The sequence below is a fragment of the Hydrogenophaga sp. PML113 genome, assembly GCF_001777155.1.
Classification (GTDB): domain Bacteria; phylum Pseudomonadota; class Gammaproteobacteria; order Burkholderiales; family Burkholderiaceae_C; genus Hydrogenophaga; species Hydrogenophaga borbori.
The window spans coordinates 562,207-578,952 of record NZ_MIYM01000001.1 but is presented as its reverse complement, the minus strand read 5'-3'; the positions used below and the strand labels follow the sequence as shown (position 1 = coordinate 578,952).

18 protein-coding genes are annotated in these 16,746 nt (G+C 70.5%); 10 read left to right on the top strand and 8 right to left on the bottom strand.

All coding sequences use genetic code 11. From position 1 onward, the window contains the following. Positions 1 to 3 precede the first annotated feature (3 nt). Together hda and BHU06_RS02675 are read right to left on the bottom strand one after the other, a co-directional pair. Complete coding sequence (gene hda / locus BHU06_RS02680) at positions 4 to 690, bottom strand: DnaA regulatory inactivator Hda (RefSeq protein WP_070397581.1); 687 nt, start codon at positions 688 to 690, stop codon at positions 4 to 6. Positions 691 to 710: 20 nt separating this feature from the next. Further along, positions 711 to 1,808, bottom strand: coding sequence for an AI-2E family transporter (locus BHU06_RS02675; RefSeq protein WP_070397580.1), 1,098 nt, complete (start codon positions 1,806 to 1,808; stop codon positions 711 to 713). Between the two features lie 148 nt (positions 1,809 to 1,956). Between BHU06_RS02675 and purM the strand changes: the two genes are divergently transcribed. Beyond that, a complete protein-coding gene (gene purM / locus BHU06_RS02670) occupies positions 1,957 to 2,988 on the top strand; it encodes a phosphoribosylformylglycinamidine cyclo-ligase (RefSeq protein ID WP_070397579.1) in 1,032 nt (343 codons plus the stop codon). A 13-nt stretch (positions 2,989 to 3,001) separates the two neighbouring features. Here the strand turns inward: purM and BHU06_RS02665 are convergent, their stop codons facing one another. The 3 genes from BHU06_RS02665 to murJ all read right to left on the bottom strand — a co-directional run bounded on the left by BHU06_RS02665 (position 3,002) and on the right by murJ (position 6,195). After that, the gene (locus tag BHU06_RS02665) at positions 3,002 to 3,622 is read right to left on the bottom strand and encodes an NAD-dependent epimerase/dehydratase family protein (protein ID WP_070397578.1); all 621 of its coding nucleotides are present in this window, start codon (positions 3,620 to 3,622) and stop codon (positions 3,002 to 3,004) included. 121 nt (positions 3,623 to 3,743) lie between these two features. Next, the gene (locus BHU06_RS02660) at positions 3,744 to 4,601 is read right to left on the bottom strand and encodes a SirB1 family protein (RefSeq protein ID WP_070397577.1); all 858 of its coding nucleotides are present in this window, start codon (positions 4,599 to 4,601) and stop codon (positions 3,744 to 3,746) included. Between the two features lie 28 nt (positions 4,602 to 4,629). Then, positions 4,630 to 6,195, bottom strand: a complete 1,566-nt coding sequence (gene murJ / locus BHU06_RS02655) for a murein biosynthesis integral membrane protein MurJ (protein WP_070397576.1) — start codon at positions 6,193 to 6,195, stop codon at positions 4,630 to 4,632. A gap of 120 nt (positions 6,196 to 6,315) precedes the next feature. Here murJ and rpsT point away from each other — a divergent pair, with 120 nt between their 5' ends. Then, on the top strand, positions 6,316 to 6,612 hold the full coding sequence (gene rpsT, locus BHU06_RS02650; RefSeq protein ID WP_070397575.1) for a 30S ribosomal protein S20: 297 nt from the start codon (positions 6,316 to 6,318) through the stop codon (positions 6,610 to 6,612). Positions 6,613 to 6,722: 110 nt separating this feature from the next. On the opposite strand, the gene BHU06_RS02645 is transcribed toward rpsT, so the two are convergent. Further along, the gene (locus BHU06_RS02645; RefSeq protein ID WP_070397574.1) at positions 6,723 to 7,043 is read right to left on the bottom strand and encodes a DUF3579 domain-containing protein; all 321 of its coding nucleotides are present in this window, start codon (positions 7,041 to 7,043) and stop codon (positions 6,723 to 6,725) included. A 271-nt stretch (positions 7,044 to 7,314) separates the two neighbouring features. Here BHU06_RS02645 and BHU06_RS02640 point away from each other — a divergent pair, with 271 nt between their 5' ends. From BHU06_RS02640 to kynA, 6 genes are all read left to right on the top strand, one after another. Beyond that, positions 7,315 to 8,514 carry an aspartate aminotransferase family protein gene (locus BHU06_RS02640; protein WP_070397573.1) on the top strand — a complete coding sequence of 400 codons (1,200 nt, stop codon included), beginning with the start codon at positions 7,315 to 7,317 and terminating at the stop codon, positions 8,512 to 8,514. 8 nt (positions 8,515 to 8,522) lie between these two features. After that, entirely contained in the window at positions 8,523 to 9,476 is a 954-nt protein-coding gene (gene argF, locus BHU06_RS02635; protein ID WP_070397572.1) for an ornithine carbamoyltransferase, read from the top strand. A gap of 111 nt (positions 9,477 to 9,587) precedes the next feature. Further along, on the top strand, positions 9,588 to 9,902 hold the full coding sequence (locus tag BHU06_RS02630) for a YkgJ family cysteine cluster protein (protein WP_070397571.1): 315 nt from the start codon (positions 9,588 to 9,590) through the stop codon (positions 9,900 to 9,902). Positions 9,903 to 9,996: 94 nt separating this feature from the next. Further along, the gene (gene kynB / locus BHU06_RS02625) at positions 9,997 to 10,623 is read left to right on the top strand and encodes an arylformamidase (protein WP_070397570.1); all 627 of its coding nucleotides are present in this window, start codon (positions 9,997 to 9,999) and stop codon (positions 10,621 to 10,623) included. A gap of 44 nt (positions 10,624 to 10,667) precedes the next feature. Beyond that, the gene (gene kynU, locus BHU06_RS02620) at positions 10,668 to 12,032 is read left to right on the top strand and encodes a kynureninase (protein WP_070397569.1); all 1,365 of its coding nucleotides are present in this window, start codon (positions 10,668 to 10,670) and stop codon (positions 12,030 to 12,032) included. A 21-nt stretch (positions 12,033 to 12,053) separates the two neighbouring features. Continuing rightward, positions 12,054 to 12,905, top strand: a complete 852-nt coding sequence (gene kynA / locus BHU06_RS02615) for a tryptophan 2,3-dioxygenase (protein ID WP_175442782.1) — start codon at positions 12,054 to 12,056, stop codon at positions 12,903 to 12,905. Positions 12,906 to 12,911: 6 nt separating this feature from the next. Here kynA and BHU06_RS02610 read toward each other — a convergent pair whose 3' ends face one another. Further along, the gene (locus tag BHU06_RS02610) at positions 12,912 to 13,598 is read right to left on the bottom strand and encodes a hypothetical protein (RefSeq protein ID WP_070397567.1); all 687 of its coding nucleotides are present in this window, start codon (positions 13,596 to 13,598) and stop codon (positions 12,912 to 12,914) included. A 189-nt stretch (positions 13,599 to 13,787) separates the two neighbouring features. On the opposite strand from BHU06_RS02610, the gene BHU06_RS02605 reads away from it, so the two are divergent. Further along, positions 13,788 to 14,246, top strand: coding sequence for a hypothetical protein (locus BHU06_RS02605; RefSeq protein ID WP_070397566.1), 459 nt, complete (start codon positions 13,788 to 13,790; stop codon positions 14,244 to 14,246). 203 nt (positions 14,247 to 14,449) lie between these two features. Continuing rightward, positions 14,450 to 15,709, top strand: coding sequence for a hypothetical protein (locus BHU06_RS02600; RefSeq protein ID WP_139146928.1), 1,260 nt, complete (start codon positions 14,450 to 14,452; stop codon positions 15,707 to 15,709). A 49-nt stretch (positions 15,710 to 15,758) separates the two neighbouring features. Here the strand turns inward: BHU06_RS02600 and BHU06_RS02595 are convergent, their stop codons facing one another. Next, positions 15,759 to 16,745, bottom strand: a complete 987-nt coding sequence (locus BHU06_RS02595; protein ID WP_070397564.1) for a tripartite tricarboxylate transporter substrate binding protein — start codon at positions 16,743 to 16,745, stop codon at positions 15,759 to 15,761. Position 16,746 lies beyond the last annotated feature (1 nt).

The window sequence follows — 16,746 nt, the reverse complement described above, 5'->3', positions numbered from 1 at the left end:
CGCTCACTCGTCTTCCAGCATGGATTTGATGAGCGGGATGGTGATCGCGCGCTGCGTGCGCAGCGCGTAGCCGTCGAGCCGCTCGAGCAGCAGCATCAGGCTGGAGAGGTCGCGCGAGAAGCGCTTGAGCATGAAGTCCATCACCTCGTCGCCGAGGAAGACGCCGCGCTCGTCGGCGGCGCGGCGCAGCACGGCGCGCCGCTCGGTCTCGCCGAGCGCGCGCAGCTGGAACACATGGCCCCAGCCGAGGCGGGTGCGCAGGTCCTCGCGCAGCACCAGGTCGGCCGGCGGGCGGTCACCCGCGGCCAGCACCCAGCGCGCCGGGCCATGGGCCGGGGTCTGGGCGTTGACGAACCAGTTGAAAGCCATGGCCTGCTGGGCCGCCGTGTAGAGGTGGGTGTCGTCGAGCAGCACCGCGTCCCAGTGCTCGTCGTACTCGGCCGGGTCCAGGGTGCTGGCGTCCATCCAGCCCACGCGCGAGCCCTGCTCGCGCAGCGCCTCGCGCACGGCGCGCAGCAGGTGCGTCTTGCCGCTGCCGCTCTCGCCCCACAGGAAGGTGGGCACCGGCGAGCGCAGGGGGTTGGGCACCCACAGGCGCAGGTGGGCCAGCGCGGCCTCGTTGCCCACGCCCACGAAGTTGTCCAGCGTGGGCAGCGGCGCCAGGCCGATGTCCAGCGCGAGCTGCTTCATGGGCTGGCCGGGCGACGCACTCATGGCAAACGCGGTGGTTCGTTGTGGCCGACCGGCGCCTTGAGGTACAGGTCGCTCGACAGGTACTGGCGCTTGAGCCGGCGCAGCGCCACCAGCAGCACCGCGCTGGCCGGCAGCGCGATGAGCACGCCCACGAAGCCGAACAGGTGGCCGAAGGCCAGCAGCGCGAAGATCACCGAGATCGGGTGCAGGCCGATCGCCTCGCCCACCAGGCGCGGGGTGAAGTAGTAGCTCTCCACGAGCTGGCCCAGCATGTAGACGCCGAACACCAGCGCCACGCCGGTGAAGGACTGGAACTCCAGCAGCGCCGCCAGCACGGCCAGCACCAGTCCCACGCCAAAGCCCAGGAAAGGCACGAAGGTGGCCAGGCCGGTGAACACGCCGATGGGCAGCGCCAGGTTGAGCCCCACCAGCGCCAGGCCCGCGGAATAGAACACCGCCAGGATGCCCATCACCATGAGCTGGCCGCGCAGGTACCTGCCGAGCACGCCATCGGTCTCGTCCAGGAAGCCCTGGACCGACTCGCGCCAGCGCGGCGGCACCAGCGCGCGGCCCCGGCCCATGAGGGCGCGCCAGTCGATCAGCAGGTAGAAGGCCACGATGGGCATGAGGAACAGATTGCCGAACAGCGCCGCCAGGGCGCTGCCGCCGATGCGCAGCGAGGACAACAGGCCCGCCAGCAGCTCGCTCTCCTTGCCGCTCATGAGCTGGCTGGCCCATTGGCGCAGCTGGCTGATGTCCAGGCGCAACTCGAAACCGAAGCGCGCCGCCAGCGCGCTCAGGCCGTCGGCCAGGCGGTCCAGCAACACCGGCACCTGCTTGCTCAGCAGCGGCACCTGCTGGGTGATGACCGGCACGATGAGCAGCACCACCGCCAGCAGCACCAGCATCAGCAGCGCCACCGACAGCCCGGCCCCGAGCCAGCGCGGCCAGCCGCGCCCGGCCAGGCGCTCCACCAGGGGGTGCATGGCGTAGGCCATGATCAAGGCCACCATGAAGGGCATGAGCACGGGCGCCAGCAGCGTGAGCAGCAGGACCAGGACCAGCGCGATGGCGGTCCAGGCGGCGATGCGGATCTGGGTGGGGGTGAAGGTCATGGGGCGGGGCTCGGTGGCGGGCCTGGGGCCCGGGGCGAGCCCGTAAAATCCGGTTCTGGATTCTATCGGCGCGCCCCCGGGCGCCCCGGGTATCCGCCCTCCCCCCCGCCCGACCACTGCCCGCGGCCCCGCCGCCGCGCCTTTCCCCATGAGCACCACCCCCCTGTCCTACAAAGACGCCGGCGTCGACATCGATGCGGGCGACGCCCTGGTCGAGCGCATCAAGCCGCTGGCGAAAAAGACCCTGCGCGAGGGCGTGCTGGGCGGCATCGGGGGCTTCGGCGCCCTGTTCGAAGTGCCCAAGCGCTACCAGGAGCCGGTGCTGGTGAGCGGCACCGACGGCGTGGGCACCAAGCTGAAGCTGGCCTTCGAATGGAATATGCACGACACCGTGGGCATCGACCTGGTGGGCATGAGCGTGAACGACGTGCTGGTGCAAGGCGCCGAACCGCTGTTTTTTCTCGACTACTTCGCCTGCGGCAAGCTCGACGTGGACACCGCCGCGGCCGTGGTTGGCGGCATCGCCAAGGGCTGCGAACTCTCGGGCTGCGCCCTCATCGGCGGCGAGACCGCCGAGATGCCCGGCATGTACCCCGCTGGCGAGTACGACCTGGCCGGCTTCTGCGTGGGCGCGGTGGAGAAATCCAAGATTCTCACGGGCAAGACCGTGGCCGAAGGCGACGTGGTGCTGGGCCTGGCCTCGCACGGCGTGCACTCCAACGGCTTCTCGCTGGTGCGCAAGTGCATCGAGCGCGCGGGCTCGAACCTGCCCGCCACGCTGGACGGCCTGCCCTTCCGCGAGGCGGTGATGAAGCCCACCCGCCTGTATGTGAAGAACGTGCTGGCCGCGCTGCAGCAACACCCCATCAAGGCCCTGGCCCACATCACCGGCGGCGGCCTGCTGGAGAACATCCCGCGCGTGCTGCCCGATGCCCTGGCCGCGCACCTGGTCAAGGGCAGTTGGCCGCAGACCGAGCTGTTTGCCTGGCTGCAGAAGACCGCGGGCATCGACGACATCGAGATGAACCGCACCTTCAACAACGGCATCGGCATGGTGGTGGTGATCGCCGCCGACCAGGCCGAGGCCTGCGCCGCCACGCTGCGCGGCCTGGGCGAAACCGTGCACGCCATCGGCCGCATCGCGCCGCGCGGCACCGGGGCGGCCGTGGTCGTGGCCTGAGAGACCGCCGCGCCTAGGTGATGTCCTCGGACATCACCACCCGCACACCCGGCGTGGCCGTCAGCGCCGATTCCAGCAGCGTGCGGGCGATGGCCTCGGCCTGCACCACGCGCCAGCGCCGCGGCAGCACCGGCCGCAGGGCCTCGGCCAGGCGCAGGAACAGGCGCTCGCGCGGGCGGTCTTCCACACGGTCACCGCCGATCAGGCCCGGGCGCACCAGCGTGAGCGAGGGATAGCCCAGCGCCAGCAGGTCGCGCTCCACCTCGCCCTTGGTGCGGGAATAGAACACCCGCGAACGCAGGTCCGCCCCCAGCGCCGAATTGAAGGCGTAGGCCTGCGTGCCCTGGCGCAGCGCCAGCTCGGCCACGCGCAGCGGCAGGTCGTGGTCCACGCGGTAGAAGGCCTCGCGCGAGCCGGCCGCCTTCATGGTGGTGCCGATCGTGCAGATCACCGCGTTCACGCCCCACCACTCGGCGTCTTCGGGCAGCCGGTCGAAGCTCACGAGGGGGTTCAGCAGCTTGGGGTGCGTGGGCAAGGCGCGCCGGGTGGGCGCCACCACCAGCCGCACCTGAGGATGCGCCAGCGCCTGGCGCAGCGCGTGGCTGCCCACCAGGCCGGTGGCGCCCGCGATCATCAGTGTTTTCAAGGAAAGGGCTCCGGGTCCAGGCTGCGGTGAAGCCCGGCTCTGCGTCGATATTCGTTGCAGCTCATGCGGCGCGTCAACCGCGCTTACACGCCGATACGGGACCAGGCCCTCAGTTCATGGCGCGCCGCAGGGTCTGCAGGCGCTGCTCGATGGCGCTGCGCTCCAGGGCGTCGTCGGTGCGGTCGACGAAGGTCTCGAGGTCGTTCACCGCCAGCCGCAGATCGCCGATCTCGGCCCAGGCCAGGCCGCGGTCGCGGTACTCCACCCAGGCCTCGGGCAGCAGCACGATCAGGCGGTCCTGCACGGCCACCAGGCGCAGCCAGTCGGACTGCGTGCGGTGGATTTCCTTGAGGTTGCGCAGCAGCCGCGCCAGGATCTCGCGCGGCGTGGCCGCCTGCAGGTAGAGGCCCACGGGCACGTCGAAGTCGTCCACCAGGCCGTTGCGGCGCTTGTAGGGCTCCAGGCGCTCGGACAGGTCCTCGCGGCTGAGCGACTGGCCGGTGAACGGGTCGATCACCACCTGCCCGTTGGGCAGGTTGATCTTGATCATGAAATGCCCGGGGAAATTGACGCCTCGCGCCTTCAGGCCCAGGCCCTGGGCCAGCTCCAGCCAGAGCACGGCCAGCGAGATGGGGATGCCCCGGCGCGTGCGCAACACCGCGTTGAGGTAGCTGTTGTCGGGGTCGTAGTAGTTGTTGACGTTGCCGCCGAACCCCATGTCGCGGAAGAAGAACTGGTTGAGCACGCGCAGGCGCTGCAGCGGGCCGGCGTCGTCGGGGCAGCGGCGCCTCACGCGCGCAAGCATCTGGTCCACGTCGCCCAGCACCTGCTGCACGTCCAGATCGGGGTATTCGTCCTGCGCCACCGCGGCCGCCGCCTCGAACAGCGGCAGGGCCTCGTCGTCACGCACGAGCGACGCGAAGTAGCTCAGGGGCGTGGGCGCGGTGAACTCGTACGGAAGGGCCATGGACGGAGCGCCGGCGGGTGCGGTCCAGCTATTGTCGGACGAACTGGCGCAAGTTCAAGCCCGAGAGAACCAAGGCCCCGAAATACAAGGCGCCCGCCCCCACGATGCCCAAGGCCAGCAGGCCCACGCGCTGCAGCGCGGCGCCCTCGAACCCCAGCCAGCCCACCCGCGCCGACAGCCAGGTGAGGTAGACCGCCAGCAGCACGCTGGCCGCCAGTACCTGCAGGCCGAACTTCGCCCAGCCCGGCGCCGGCCGGTAGGCGCCACGCCGGCGCAGACCCATCAGCAGGAACGCCGCGTTCACCAGCGCCCCCAAGCCAATGGCCAGCGCCAGCCCGGCGTGCGCCAGGTGCGGCACCAGCACCAGGTTGAGCGCCTGCGTGAGCACGAGCACCCCAATGGCGATCTTCACCGGCGTACGGATGTCCTGGCGCGCGTAGAAGCCCGGCGCCAGCACCTTGATGGCGATCAGCCCGATCAAGCCCGCCCCGTAGCCCATCAGGGCGGTGGCGGTCTGCTGCACGTCGGCCGCGCCGAAGCGGCCGTAGTGGTAGAGCACCGCGACCAGCGGCTGGGCAAAGGTGAGCAGCGCCACCGCGCAGGGCACGGCCAGCAGGACGACCAGGCGCAGACCCCAGTCGAGCAGGCCGCTGTAGCGATCTGTGTCGCCTGCAGCCTGCGCGGCCGACAATTGCGGCAGCAGCACCACCCCCAGGGCCACGCCCAGCAGGGCCGTGGGGAACTCCATCAGGCGGTCGGCGTAGGTGAGCCAGCTCACGCTGCCCACGGCCAGGTGCGAGGCGATCTGGGTGTTGATCAGCAGCGACAGCTGGGCCACGCTCACGCCCAGCAGCGCCGGCAGCATGAGCGTGAGCACCCGGCGCGTGCCCGGGTGGTTCCAGGCGGCCTTGACCGCGCCCCAGCCCAGCCCCACCCGCGGCCACAGGCCCAGGCGGTGCAGCGCGGGCACCTGCGCGCCCAGCTGCAGCGCTCCGCCCAGCAGCACGCCGCCGGCCATGGCGTAGATGGGCGGCAGGCCCAGGCGCTCGAACCAGGGGGCGCCGAACCAGGCGGCGGCGATCATGGCCAGGTTGAGCAGCACCGGCGTGGCCGCTGGCACCGCAAAGCGCTTCCAGGTGTTCAGGATGCCGGCCGCCAGCGCCACGAAGGACATGAAGCCGATGTAGGGGAACATCCAGCGCGTCATGACCACGGCGGCGTCGAAGCCCTCGGGCGACTGCTTGAGCCCGGCCGCCATGGCGTAGACCAGCACCGGCGCGGCCAGCACGCCCAGCACGCAGGTGGCCAGCAGCACCCAGGCCAGCACGGTGGCGATCTGGTCGACCAGGCGGCGGGTGGCCTCGTCGCCCTCCTGGGCGCGGGTGCCGGCCAGCACCGGCACGAAGGCCTGGCTGAAAGCGCCCTCGGCGAACAGCCGCCGCAGCAGGTTGGGGATGCGGAAGGCCACGTTGAAGGCGTCCGTCATGGCGCTGGCGCCAAAGGTGGCCGCCATGAGCAGCTCGCGCACCAGGCCTGTGATGCGCGAGGCCAGGGTCAGCAGGGAGACGAGGGAGGCGGACTTGAACAGCGACACGGCGCAGAGTGTAAGCGGCCCCTAACCGGCAGCCGACGGGTGTGTCTGGGACGGCCAGGGGCACCGGGCTATAATCGCGGGCTTTGCTGGCAACATCCACAAACACCTAAGGAATACACCATGGCCACCAAGCCGAAGAAAAAGAACCCCCGCCTGGCGTCGGGCCGCAAGCGCGCGCGCCAGGACGTCAAGCTCAACGCCGCCAACAGCTCGCTGCGCTCGAAGTACCGCACCGCGGTGAAGAACGTCGAGAAGGCCGTCGTCGCCGGCGACAAGGCCAAGGCCACCGAGCTGTTCGCCAAGATGCAGGCCGTTGTCGACACCATCGCCGACAAGGGTATCTTCCACAAGAACAAGGCCGCTCGCGACAAGAGCCGCCTGTCCGCGAAGGTCAAGGGCCTGGCCGCCGCGGCCTGAGCCTCACCACCAGCCGCCCGGGCCCCTCGGGGCCTGCCGTTTGAATCGGGTGCGCTGCCAGCAAAGCAAAAAAGCCGTCGTCAGACGGCTTTTTTGTTGCCCGCTCGTTGTCAGGCCTTGGGTGGGGGCTCGGGGAGCAGGCAGGCCTCGGCCACCTGCAGGTCGTTGTCGCGCGCGAAGTTGAGGCAGAAATCCCAGGCCATGGGCTCGGCCTCGCGCAGTTCGCCATTCACCACCACGCACTTGATGCCGTTGACGACGGTGGGCACACACCAGGGGGAATAGCTCAGGTGGCTGCCCGGTTGCACGCCGCCGGGGCGAAAGCCGCTCATGACGCCGGCGAGGCGTTCGGCCCAATCGCTCGGGCGAAAGGTGCGTCCATCGCGGGTGATGCCCTGGATGAACACTTGCTTGGGCGTGGGTGCTGCCATCGGGTGGAGGGTACGCCTCGGATGGAGGGCTCGTGCGGGAATCGGGCCTTCGCGGCGACCGGGATCGCCGGCCGGGAGGGCAGCCAAGAATTATATCTTATATAAGACTTGTGGCACCCCGGCGACCCCCGGCAGGGCATGGCACCGATGCCCAGGCGTCATCGATCCCGTGCAAAACGTGTGCCTACAATCGCGCTTCAACGGCTCCCCTCCTGCCCCGCAGGCGTTGAGCCGATTTCTTTTTTCTGGCCCGCCCTCGGAGAGTCCCCGCATGAACGCCGCGCTGAAACCCGTCGCCTCGCCCCACGTGATGAACACCTACGGCCGCCTGCCGATCGCGCTGTCGCACGGCCGAGGCTGCCGCGTGTGGGACACGAACGGCAAGGAATACCTCGACGGACTCGCCGGCATCGCCGTCAACACCCTGGGGCACGCCCACCCCAAGCTGGTGCCCGCGCTGCAGGACCAGATCGCCAAGCTGATCCACAGCAGCAACTACTACCACGTGCCCGACCAGGAACGCCTGGCGCAGATGCTGGTGGAGCGCTCCGGCCTCACCAACGTGTTCTTCTGCAGCACCGGCCTGGAAGCCAACGAGGCCGCGCTCAAGCTGGCGCGCAAGTACGGCCACGACAAGGGCATCGAGCGCCCCGAGATCGTGGTCTACGAGAAGGCCTTCCACGGCCGCTCCATCGCCACGCTGTCGGCCACCGGCAACCCCAAGGTGCAGGCCGGCTTCGGCCCGCTGGTCGAAGGCTTTGTGCGCGTGCCCGCGAACGACATCGAGGCGCTGAAGAAGGCCACCGCGAACAACCCCAACGTGGTCGCCGTGTTCTTCGAGACCATCCAGGGCGAAGGCGGCATCAACCCGATGCGCGCCCAGTACCTGAAGGATGTGCGCGCCCTGTGCGACGAGCGCGACTGGCTGCTCATGATCGACGAGGTGCAGTGCGGCATGGGCCGCACCGGCAAGTGGTTCGCCCACCAGTGGGCCGGTATCGTGCCCGACGTGATGCCCCTGGCCAAGGGCCTGGGCTCGGGCGTGACCATCGGCGCCGTCGTGGCCGGCCCTAAGGCGGCCAACATCTTCCAGCCGGGCAACCACGGCACCACCTTCGGCGGCAACCCGCTGTCCATGCGCGCGGGCGTCGAGACCATCCGCATCATGGAAGAGGAAGGCCTGCTGGCCAACGCGGAGCGCGTGGGCGCGCACCTGCGCGCCGCCCTGGAAAAGGGCCTGGCCGGCGAGGCCGGCGTGAAGGACATCCGCGGCCAGGGCCTGATGCTGGGCATCGAGCTGGCCAAGCCCTGCGGCGCCATCCTGCAGCGCGCGGCCGACGCCGGCCTGCTGCTGTCGGTGACGGCCGACAGCGTGATCCGACTGGTGCCGCCGCTGATCCTCAGCACGGCCGAGGCCGATGAAATCGCCGCCATCCTGGTGCCGCTGGTCAAGGCCTTCCTGGCGGAGTGAGCGCGCCCATGTCGACCACCATCCGCCACTACCTGCAGTTCAAGGACCTGGGCGCCGAGGAATACGCGCACCTTTTCGAGCGCGCGGCCTTCATCAAGCGCAAGTTCAAGGCGGTCGAGAAGTACCAGCCCTTCGCTGACCCCGACCGCACCCTGGCCCTGATCTTCGAGAAGGCGAGCACGCGCACGCGCGTGAGCTTCGAGGCCGGCATGTACCAGATGGGCGGCTCGGTGGTGCACCTGACCACCGGCGACAGCCAGCTCGGCCGCGCCGAGCCCATCGAGGACAGCGCGCGCGTCATCAGCCGCATGGTCGACCTGGTGATGATCCGCACCTTCGAGCAGGCCAAGATCGAGCGCTTCGCCGCGCATTCGCGCGTGCCGGTCATCAACGGCCTGACCAACGAGTTCCACCCCTGCCAGATCCTGGCCGACCTGTTCACCCTGGTGGAGTACCGCCCCGCGCCGAGCGGCAAGCCCCTGGACGCGATCCGCGGCAAGGTGGTGGCCTGGGTGGGCGACGGCAACAACATGGCCAACACCTGGCTGCAGGCGGCCGAGCTGCTGGGCTTCACCGTGCACGTGAGCACGCCCGGCGGCTACGAGGTCGACCCTGTGCTCGCCGGCATCAGCAACCGCGGCTGCTACAAGGTGTTCAAGGACCCGCGCGAGGCCTGCCGCGGCGCCGACCTGGTGACCACCGACGTCTGGACCAGCATGGGCTTCGAGGCCGAGAACGAGGTACGCCGCCAGGCCTTCGCCCAGTGGTGCGTGGACGAGGCCATGATGAAGCTCGCCAAGCCCGACGCGCTCTTCATGCACTGCCTGCCCGCGCACCGCGGCGAGGAGGTCGCCGCCGAGGTGATCGACGGCCCGCAGAGCGTGGTCTGGGACGAGGCCGAGAACCGCATGCACGCGCAGAAGGCCCTGATGGAGTACCTGCTGCTGGGCCGCAGGAACTGAACCACCCCCGCCGCGCTTCGCGCGACCCCCTCCAGGGGGCGGCATCTGCGGCCCGGCAAAACCGGTTCCGCGATGCCCTGGACCCAGTCACTTCGCCCGACAAACACCGGTATGTCCCACTGCGTATCTTGCGGCGCCTGCTGCGCGTGCTTTCGCGTGGACTTCTCGGTCCACGAGATGGAGGACATGGGCGGCAGCGTGCCCAGCGGCCTGGCGGTGGAGCTCACCGCCAGCACCATGCGCCTGCGCGGCACCGACCATTCGCCGCCGCGCTGCGCGGCGCTGACCGGCCGGGTGGGCCAGAAAGCCAGCTGCGGCATCTACGAATGGCGGCCCTCGCCCTGCCGCGAGTTCGAGGAAGGCAGCGAGGCCTGCACCCGCGCCCGCGCCCGGCACCAGTTGCCGCCACTCGACGGCGCGGCGTGAACACCGCCCCGAAACTTCAGACCTGAAGTTTTCCGTCAGCTGTTGGCAATAACCGACACCACGGGTATTTTTGCGGTGCTACCTTCGCCGCGCCATGAAAACGCTCTGGGACATTTCCCCTCCTGTTCACGCGGGCGCACCGGTGTTTCCCGGTGACACCGCGTACGCGCAGCAGTGGGTCGCCCGCATCGGCCCCGGCTGCCCGGTGAACGTCAGCGCGATCACGCTTTCCCCCCACGTGGGCGCGCACGCCGACGCACCGCTGCACTACGACCCGCACGGCGCGCCCATCGGCGAGGTGCCGCTGGACGCCTTCATCGGCCCCTGCCGCGTGATCCACGCGATCGGTGCCGGCCCGCTGATCCGGCCCGAACACCTCGCGCACGCGCTGACGGACCCGCCGCCGCGCGTGCTCGTGCGCGCCTATGCCCGCATGCCGCAGGACGCCTTCGACCAGGACCTGCCCGCCTTCGCGCCCGAGACCGTGGAGCAACTCGCCGGCCTCGGCGTGGTGCTCATCGGCATCGACAGCGCCAGCATCGACCCGGCGAGCAGCAAGACGCTGGACAGCCACCAGGTGATCCGCCGCCGCGGCCTGCGCGTGCTGGAAAACCTGCTGCTCGACGGCGTGCCCGAAGGCGACTACGAACTCATTGCCCTGCCCCTGAAGCTCAGCACCGCCGACGCCTCCCCCGTGCGCGCGGTGCTGCGATCGCTCTGACCCCGATCCGTCCGGCCCGAGCCCCCGAAGGCCTTTCCACCACCATGACCACCACCCGACAAGACTGCCGCGCGCTCGACGCGAACGACCCGCTGCGCGCGCTGCGCGATCTCTTCGACATCCCCGCGGACACGATCTACCTCGACGGCAACTCGCTCGGCGCCATGCCGCGCTCGGCGCCCGCGCGCGTGGCCGAGGTGGTCACCACCGAATGGGGCCGCGACCTGATCCGCAGCTGGAACAGCGCCGGCTGGTTCGAGATGCCGCGCAAGGTGGGCGACCAGATCGCGCGCCTGATCGGCGCCGCGCCGGGCACCACCATCGCCACCGACAGCACCAGCGTCAACCTGTTCAAGGCGCTCAGCGCCGCGCTGCGCATCAGCGCCGAGACCCGCCCCGGCCGCTGGCGCATCGTCAGTGAACGCAGCAACTTCCCCACCGACCTCTACATCGCCGAGGCCCTGTGCAAGGACAAAGGCTGGGAGCTGGTGCTGGTGGAGCCGCAAGAAATCGCCGAGGCCCTGAAGGACGACAGGCTGGCGATCCTGATGCTCACGCACGTGAACTACCGCACCGGCGCCATGCACGACATGGCCGCCATCACCCAGGCCGCGCACGCCGCCGGCGCCCTGGTGGTCTGGGACCTGGCGCACAGCGCCGGCGCGGTGCCCGTGGACCTGACCGGCGCCGACGCCGACTTCGCCGTGGGCTGCGGCTACAAGTACCTCAACGGCGGCCCCGGTGCACCGGCCTTCGTCTGGGTGAACCCCAAGCACGCCGAGCGCTGCTGGCAGCCGCTGGCCGGCTGGTGGGGCCACGACAAGCCCTTCGCCTTCACGCCCGACTACCAGCCGGCGCCCGGCATCGTGCGCTACCAGTGCGGCACCCAGCCCATGATCAGCCTGGCCGCCCTCGAGTGCGGCGTGGCCACCGTGCTGGCGGCCGAACCCCTGGGCGGCATGGCGGCGCTGCGGCGCAAGTCGCTGGCGCTCACCGACCTGTTCATCGCGCTGGTGGAAGAACGCTGCGCGGGCCACGGCCTGTCGCTGGTCACGCCGCGCGAGCACGCGCGGCGCGGCTCGCAGGTCTGCCTCTCGATCACCGTGAGCCCCCACGCTCCACCGCTTCACGGGTCGCTGCCCCCCGAGGGGGCGCCCACCGGCTTGGGGCGGCCCGGCGCCGGTGGCGAAGGCGCCTACGCCATCGTCCAGGCCCTGATCGCGCGCGGCGTGATCGGCGACTACCGCGCGGGCGACGGCGCGGGCCACCCCGACATCCTGCGCTTCGGCTTCACGCCGCTGTACCTGGGCTTCGAGGACGTGTGGAACGCCGTCGAACACCTGCGCCAGGTGCTGGAAAGCGGCGAGTGGCAGCGGCCCGAGTTCAATCGCCAGCACGCGGTGACCTGAATGCCTTGCCCGCACGACCCCATGAACGACAGCACCCAACGCCCCGAGGACGTGGTGCGCGAGGAGCGCGCCCAGCTCGACTTCAGCCACGACATGAGCTACGGCGACTACCTGCAGCTCGACGCCGTGCTCAACGCGCAGAAGCCGCTGTCGCCCGCGCACGACGAGATGCTCTTCATCGTGCAGCACCAGACCAGCGAGCTGTGGATGAAGCTCATGCTGCACGAGCTGCACGCGGCCATCGCCCACATCGCGCGCGACGAACTGCCGCCGGCCTTCAAGATGCTCGCGCGCGTCAGCCGCATCATGGAACAGCTGGTGCACGCCTGGGACGTGCTGGCCACCATGACGCCGCCCGAGTACAGCGCGCTGCGGCCCTACCTGGCGCGCTCCAGCGGCTTCCAGAGCCACCAGTACCGCTGCATCGAGTTCGCCATGGGCAACAAGAACGCCGCCATGCTGCAGCCCCACGCCCACCACCCGCAGCGACTGGCGACGGTGCGCGCCGCCTACGAAGCGCCCTCGCTCTACGACGAATGCCTGCGCCTGCTCGCGCGGCGCGGCCTGCCAGTGCCGCAAAGCCACCTGCAGCGCGACTGGACCCAGCCCTACGAGGCCAGCGACGCCGTGGAACAGGCCTGGCTGATCGTCTACCGCGACCCCAAGGCCCACTGGGACCTGTACCAGCTCGGCGAAGAGCTCACCGACCTGGAGGACACCTTCCGGCTCTGGCGCTTCCGCCACGTCACCACGGTGGAACGCGTGATCGGCTTCAAGCGCGGCACCGGCGGCACCGGCGGCGTGAGCTACCTGCGCAAGATGCTCGACGTGGTGCTGTTCCCCGAGATCTGGCGCCTGCGCACCGACCTCTGAGGCCGCTCAGAGCGGCCCGCGCAGGCTGTCCACGGGGTTGGGCGGCCCCCGCCAGGCGCGCTCGCAGTCGGCGCGCGCGCGCCGGAAGACCTCCTCGCCCAGGCCCGCGCGCAGCTCCAGCATGAGCGGCCGCACCCAGCGCGCCGCGGCCTCGCGCCCCACCAGGTCCACCAGCGTGGCCCAACCCATGGCCAGCCGTTCATAGGCCTGAGCCGGCTCGCCGCGCTCCACGTGCACGGCGGCGGCCTGGCTCACGGCGTCCAGGTAGGTGATGGCATCGCGCACCTCCAGCGCGCCCCGGCGCGCCATGTCCAGGCGCTGCAGGGCCTCGGCGCGCTCGCCCAGGGCCCGCGAGAGGCGCGCACCCAGCAAGCCGCGCCGCGCGGCGGCGTCGCCCGAGCTGTCGCCGATCGCCGCCAGGCCCTGCCAGAGCTCGTCGGCCCGCCGGGGGTCGTGGTTCATCAGGGCGGCCACGGCCGCCAGCCGGGCCGCCTCGGCATCGCCCGACAGCCCCTGCGCGGAAAACAGGCTGGCCGCCCGCAGGAAGCGCTGCGTCGCGCCTTCGGTGTCGCCCACGGACAGCGACTCCCGGGCCTGCGCCAGCAAGGTGTCCGCCACATCGTGTGCCCGCTCTCGGGCGTTCTCGGTCGTCCAGCCCACCGGGCCGGGCACGGTGTCGTCGTACGCACCCATGACCGCCTCCTTTGCGCCGCCCGCAGGGGCAGCCAGCCGAAGCTTAGATCAGCCGGCGATGCCGCCGGCCCCGTTTTCTCCCCTATGCAGAAATGGGCATAGCACGCGCCCGCAGCCCCACGCCGGAACCCCGGCCAGCCCTGCGCCACAGAGCCGGCAGCGCTGTCACACCGCTCGCCCCACCGGCCCATGTCCACCTCACTCGAACTGCTTCTGGGCCCCGCGCCCTCCGGCACCCCCACCCACCTGCGGCGGCTGCGCAGCGACGACGGCATCGCGCTGCGCCTCATCAGCAACACGGGCGACGACCAGGTGATGCTGCTCAGTTCGCCCGGCCGCCTGCCGCCCGGCACCGAGCTGGACACCCCACAGGGCCTGTGGCACCACACGCTGGCGCACCCGCGCCGCCCGGGCTTGCGGCTGTCGCTGGTGGTGACAGCGGGCAGCGCCCGCGTGCACCTGATGGATGTCTGGCCACGGCACGCCGTGCCACCGCAGGCCCTGGCCGAGGTGCTCGACGAACACAGCCGGCGCCACCGGCTCTGGCGCGAGGCGCTGGCCGCGGACGCCCCTCAGGACGACGGGGACAGCGGCGATGCGCCCCTCACGCCCGACCACCCGGCCGCCCTGCCCTACCCACTCGCCTGACCGGCGCCGCACACCCCCTTGCTGTCTCTGTCCACGCGCCCTCTGTCCCCATGAATCGCCACACCGCCCCATTCCCTCCCGCGGGGAACAGACCACCGGTCTTCCTGCCACGGCAGCAGGTCCCGCCCGCGCGGCACGCGGCGCCGCCCACCGTGGTGCCAACCCCATTCCCCCTGCCGGGGTACCAGCCCGACCACACGGTCGTGAACACGCTCACCAGCCAGTCCCTGGCATGGCTGGAGGAGAACGACCTGAGGTTCGACTTTGGGCAAGGCTTCGACTTTGTCCCCTTGCCTTCACCGCCCGGCTCACCGCCCCCCGCCGACGACAACCCGCCCGGGCCACACCCGTCGAACAACACCCTTCCACCGGTGCTGAGGGCCCTCCACCACATCAACGAAAAGCAGAAGAGCCAGGCACACCGCCAACTAAAGCAATGCACGACGATAGAGCAGGCCCTCGTGGAGATGCTGGCGGCCAGCAACTCAGGGACGCACTGCCATGGCCCCGCCCCCATGCGGGTGGGGTCCGTGCTCGGGTTGGTGGCCAGGCTGCCGCTGAACTCGCGTGTGCGGGAAACGTTTGCCTGCATGTGTCTCGTTCGAATGCGCATGGAACGCAGCGCCATGGGGGTGGCCAATCGCTACATCGACCTGGCGAATACACTGCCCCGCCAGTTCCCGGCTGATGAACTGGGGCCGTACCAGCAAGTCCTCATCGCGTGTGGCCGACTGGCGATCCAACAGATCCGCGACGAAGACGCTGAGCATTTCAAGAAGCAGCCAAGCGAGGCGCTCGACGCGCTGGCTCGCATTGAAAACAGGCTGAACGACTACGAGGCCCAGCCCTGCGTCCAACCACAGGTATCGATTGAGGAGTTGCGCCGGCAGGTCGGCGTTCGGTATCCGCAGCGCGGCACGCCCTCGGCGTCAAGTTTGAAGCGTCGCCATGAGCAGACGGTCACCGAAACGACGCAAGAGGATCCCGACGGCGAGGCAGATGAAGAGCGCATTTCTCCGGCGCGTACCCCCGCCTGGGGGCCATCGCGCTTCGTCGGTGAACTGCACGCGATGGTGTCCGGCGGCCGCTTGATCGTGCGGCAACCGGTCGCTCAGGCCCTGCGGGCTTTCGCCACCTGCCCCAACCGGCAAGGCCTGAGCAGGGCCCTGCCCAGCATCCCGGATGCACAAGGATTTCTGGACATGCTGGACCTGATGCTCGGCCTGAACCCATCGGCGGCAGGCGAGCTCGCGCTGCACACGGCGCTCAGCTACATCGAACATGGCCTGCTCATGCCGAACGCCATTGCCGAAGCCGTGGTCCGCGCCTTGCCCCAGGTGAACACCTGGCCCAGGGACATAGCCTTCACGCTCCCGCTGATGTCCCAGTTGAACCAGCAACCCGCCCTGGTTCGCGAGGCGGTGACCCGCTTGATCGACCGCCTGCTGCGCGCCCGCTCGTGATCGACCGCACCCGCGGCCCCCGGCATCGGCTGCGGGCGCCGGCCCTCGCTCAGCTCGGGCGGATGTTGTTGCGCCGGATCACGTCGGCCATGGCGGCGGTGTCGGCCTTGATGCGGCGCGCCAGGCCCTCCGGTGAGGTGCCGGCCACGGCCCAACCCTGGTTCAGGATCTTCTCGCGCACCTCGGGGCGGCGCACGATCTCGCTGAGCAGTGTGGCCAACCGGTTCACGTGCGCCTTCGGCAGGCTGTTGGGCGCGGCCACGGCGTTCCAGATCTCCAGCTGGAAGTCCTTCACGCCGGCCTCGGCCAGGCTGGGCACGTCGGGCACCACGGCGCTGCGGCCGGCCGAGGTGACGCCGATGGCGTGCAGCTTGCCGGCCTTGACCTGCGCCATGGCCAGGCCCGGCGGCAGCAGCGACATCTGGATCTGCCCGCCGATCATGGCCGCCATCACCTGCGGGTTGCCGGGGTACGGCACGTGCACCGCGCCCAGGCCGGCGCGCGACTTCAGCAGCTCCATGCCCAGGTGCGCCACCGTGCCGATGCCCGGCGTGCCGTAGTTCCACTTGTCGCCGTTGCGGCGCGCGGCCTCCAGGAAGGCGCGCGCATCGGCGGGCGTGCCCGGCGCGCCCGCCAGCAGCAGCGGTGCCACGGCGATCAGCGACACCGGCGTGAGGTCGGTGAGGGGGTCGTAGGTGGTGGCGGGGTTGAGGATCTTGGCGATCGTCATGTTGCCGTTGATCATCAGCCCGATGGTGTGGTCATCGTCGGCGCGCGCCACCTGGGCGGCGGCCACGTTGCCGCCGGCGCCGGGGCGGTTCTCCACCACCACCGGCTGGCCCAGCAGGCCCTGCAGCGGGTCGGCCAGGGTGCGGGCCATCAGGTCGGGCGAGGAGCCGCCGGGAAAGCCCACCACGATCTTGAGCGGGCGGCTGGGCCACGCGGGCTGGGCCAGGGCGGCGGGCAGCGCGGCGGCGGCGGCCAGGGCGGCACCGGTGGCGATGGCTTGGCGTCGGGTGGTGAGCTTCAGTGGCATG

Coding starts and splice junctions, on each gene's coding strand:
- hda (WP_070397581.1), bottom strand. CDS start 690: ATGAAGCAGCTCGCGCTGGACATCGGCCTGGCGCCGCTGCCCACGCTG.
- BHU06_RS02675 (WP_070397580.1), bottom strand. CDS start 1,808: ATGACCTTCACCCCCACCCAGATCCGCATCGCCGCCTGGACCGCCATC.
- purM (WP_070397579.1), top strand. CDS start 1,957: ATGAGCACCACCCCCCTGTCCTACAAAGACGCCGGCGTCGACATCGAT.
- BHU06_RS02665 (WP_070397578.1), bottom strand. CDS start 3,622: ATGATCGCGGGCGCCACCGGCCTGGTGGGCAGCCACGCGCTGCGCCAG.
- BHU06_RS02660 (WP_070397577.1), bottom strand. CDS start 4,601: ATGGCCCTTCCGTACGAGTTCACCGCGCCCACGCCCCTGAGCTACTTC.
- rpsT (WP_070397575.1), top strand. CDS start 6,316: ATGGCCACCAAGCCGAAGAAAAAGAACCCCCGCCTGGCGTCGGGCCGC.
- BHU06_RS02645 (WP_070397574.1), bottom strand. CDS start 7,043: ATGGCAGCACCCACGCCCAAGCAAGTGTTCATCCAGGGCATCACCCGC.
- BHU06_RS02640 (WP_070397573.1), top strand. CDS start 7,315: ATGAACGCCGCGCTGAAACCCGTCGCCTCGCCCCACGTGATGAACACC.
- argF (WP_070397572.1), top strand. CDS start 8,523: ATGTCGACCACCATCCGCCACTACCTGCAGTTCAAGGACCTGGGCGCC.
- BHU06_RS02630 (WP_070397571.1), top strand. CDS start 9,588: ATGTCCCACTGCGTATCTTGCGGCGCCTGCTGCGCGTGCTTTCGCGTG.
- kynB (WP_070397570.1), top strand. CDS start 9,997: ATGAAAACGCTCTGGGACATTTCCCCTCCTGTTCACGCGGGCGCACCG.
- kynU (WP_070397569.1), top strand. CDS start 10,668: ATGACCACCACCCGACAAGACTGCCGCGCGCTCGACGCGAACGACCCG.
- kynA (WP_175442782.1), top strand. CDS start 12,054: ATGAACGACAGCACCCAACGCCCCGAGGACGTGGTGCGCGAGGAGCGC.
- BHU06_RS02610 (WP_070397567.1), bottom strand. CDS start 13,598: ATGGGTGCGTACGACGACACCGTGCCCGGCCCGGTGGGCTGGACGACC.
- BHU06_RS02605 (WP_070397566.1), top strand. CDS start 13,788: ATGTCCACCTCACTCGAACTGCTTCTGGGCCCCGCGCCCTCCGGCACC.
- BHU06_RS02595 (WP_070397564.1), bottom strand. CDS start 16,745: ATGCCACTGAAGCTCACCACCCGACGCCAAGCCATCGCCACCGGTGCC.